This is a genomic window from Actinomycetota bacterium (genome assembly GCA_030017835.1).
GTDB lineage: Bacteria > Actinomycetota > Aquicultoria > UBA3085 > Oleimmundimicrobiaceae > Yes70-04.
On the sequence record JASEGU010000053.1, the window covers coordinates 1 to 2,580 of the forward strand.

The window sequence follows — 2,580 nt, forward strand, 5'->3', positions numbered from 1 at the left end:
GCCTTTATTGCACAACTATTGGTCAAACCAGTACCAGATGTATAGGAATTACCTACAACATTAAATAATACCATTAATCGCCCTTTATGAATCATTCTTGGTCATAAGAAAGTTTGCGGTAGTTGAACCAGGTATCGAAGAGGCCCAGCCAAGTTATCCCCCAGAAGACCAACTGGGCGAATAGTGAAAATGTGACCATGAAGATCTTAAGTCCGGGGCCAAATTTTCGAAGGCTGATGATATAAATGATGACGGCTGTGCCTTGCAGCAAAAAGATCATGCCAAATATAAAGAGAAGGTTTAGGCCGATCATGGAGATCAGCTCGGCCTGAGCTCCAAAGCGGCTAGAAAAGAGATAAGCGGCCAGACCAACAAGAAAGCCCCAGGAAAATATGGGGTGGAGCCTAAGTTCCTTAAGTCTTATCTTTTTCGGCGTTATGAAACCGAGATGGCCAAGGACCTTGGCCGAGATGTAATAAGAGAAACCGGCCACCAGCCACGAGACTATGAAGAGGCCGAGCGGATAGAGCTCGGCGACGTCATCCATGGCCTCGTCGATAATTTTGAGATTCTCCTCCAGCCCTACGGCCTGAAGGCCGGAGCCAAAACCAGAATCAACCTCGGCCCTTATGGTCTCCTTTATCATGCTTACTTGCTCAATCACCATATTCTTACCGCTCAGAGCGTAGAACAGAAGTCCGATAAAGACGAGAGCGGCCATGACCGAGGCGATTCCGCTAAAGACCACCCCATAGGAGGAAGAGCCGTTCCTGATGGCCATGCCCTGGCTTACGCCCAGAAGAACGACCATGATGACAAGAGTGAAGGCGGAGATGGGATCGATGAAGACGGCAATCAGACCGCCGGCGAGCAGGGCTGATAAAACCCCATATCCGAAACCGTACCTAACGGAGACCACAATCGTCGGCACGGCACAGAGGCCAAGGGCAAATATGGAGAATATGGGGACATAGAAGAATAGAAAGGAGAAGAGAAGGATGAGGCCGGCAGCCTTTGCCGTCATGACCTCAGCCTTGCCATCCCTTATCGACTGGCTCAAATTCAACCCCCGATATATGGATCCTCGATCATTTGGTCGGATATTTTATGAGGGCCATCTCTCTTGCCCTCTTTACGGCGATGGCCAGATCCTTCTGGTGTTGCGCGCAGGTACCGGTCACCCTTTTCGGCTTGATCTTGCCCTTCTCGTTCATGAACTTGCGAAGGAGACCTAAGTCTTTGTAGTCAATGTAATCTATCTTCTCCTTGCAGAAGAAGCATATCTTCTTGGAGTACTTTCTGAAAAAACGGCCGCCTCCTTCTTTATCGGCTGGCTTCTTTCTGGCATAAGCCAATGAAATCACCTCAGTTTCTTAGAATGGAATATCCTCTTCCAGATCTATCTCGTTTTCAACCGAATCTATGTCCGGTTCGAATCCCTTTTCACTTCCAGGCGAGGTCTTGCCTAAGAACTGCACGTTCTCGGCGACTATCTCCACGGTAGATCTCTTCTGACCATCGGCCGTCTCCCAGGCCCGGTACTGCAGGCGTCCATCGACGGCCACCGGCGTGCCTTTGGTGATATTCTGAGAGACGAGCTCGGCAAGTTTGCCCCAACAGACCACGTTGAAGAAGTCGGCGGTGTCGACCTTCTCTCGGGCCTTGTTGGTCCAGCGTCTGTTAACGGCGATGCCGAAATTGGTGACGTTGGTGCCCGCCGGAATGAATCTCATCTCGGGATCCCTAGTTAAGTTGCCTATTAGAATAACTCTATTGAGATTAGCCAATTTCTTAAGCCCTCCTTAAGCTAGATAAGCTAAAGGGGTTTAGCCTTTAGCCAGTGGACGTTTGACGATCATCGATCTTAAGACCTGGTCGGTGATGCCCATGACGCGGTCGAGTTCGGCGACGGTCTCTTTTTCACCTTTGAATTTGACGACGTGATAGCTGCCGTCTTCGAATTTTCTGATGGGATAAGCGAGTCTCTTCTTGCCCCATTTATCGCTCTTTTCGACCGCTCCGCCGTTACCTTCGATGATCTTTAGGGCTTTGCCCAAGACCTCCTCTTCGGCTTCGGTCTCCAAGGTGGGGCTTATGATGAGCATGAGTTCGTAGTCTCTCAAATGATTTTCACCTCCTTCGGTCTTTAACGGGCCCGCTTCTCTTTGTAAGCGGACCAGAAGATGTGAGCATAATATGCGATTGTAGAGCAAGAGGTATTATAGCAGTCATAGAAGATGGGAGCAAGAAAAACCCTATTAGCATATAGGTTGGGCCAACTCATTAATTTTCACGATAGGTAACTTTTTTATGAAATTGCTATTTACAAGAGAGGGAGAGGATGATATTAATGAAAAAAAATATCTAATTATTAATATCATTACTTTAACGTTTTTGAAAATGAAGGGGGTGATTGAGTTGAAGGTTTATAAAGGAAGGATGAACTAATGCCTGATGACACGAAAACTAAGTTGTGGCACAAAGTGCTAGTGAGGTCTACGATTACCATAATGCTGTTGCCTGCTTTTCTGTTAATGGCTCTCCCAGTATTTGCAAATAGCGCAAGCTGGTCATTTATAA

The 2,580-nt window shown here is 47.6% G+C and carries 4 protein-coding genes; all 4 read right to left on the reverse strand.

Going from position 1 to position 2,580, the window contains the following annotated elements; translation table 11 throughout:
• Positions 1–91 precede the first annotated feature (91 nt).
• From QMD53_07035 to rpsF, 4 genes are read right to left on the reverse strand one after another with little or no spacing between them, the layout of a single operon-like run.
• On the reverse strand, positions 92–1,060 hold the full coding sequence (locus tag QMD53_07035; protein MDI6800390.1) for a DUF2232 domain-containing protein: 969 nt from the start codon (positions 1,058–1,060) through the stop codon (positions 92–94).
• 28 nt (positions 1,061–1,088) lie between these two features.
• On the reverse strand, positions 1,089–1,355 hold the full coding sequence (rpsR, locus tag QMD53_07040) for a 30S ribosomal protein S18 (GenBank protein ID MDI6800391.1): 267 nt from the start codon (positions 1,353–1,355) through the stop codon (positions 1,089–1,091).
• Between the two features lie 18 nt (positions 1,356–1,373).
• Complete coding sequence (ssb, locus tag QMD53_07045) at positions 1,374–1,787, reverse strand: single-stranded DNA-binding protein (GenBank protein ID MDI6800392.1); 414 nt, start codon at positions 1,785–1,787, stop codon at positions 1,374–1,376.
• 39 nt (positions 1,788–1,826) lie between these two features.
• Entirely contained in the window at positions 1,827–2,123 is a 297-nt protein-coding gene (gene rpsF / locus QMD53_07050; protein ID MDI6800393.1) for a 30S ribosomal protein S6, read from the reverse strand.
• Between the last annotated feature and the right edge of the window lie 457 nt (positions 2,124–2,580).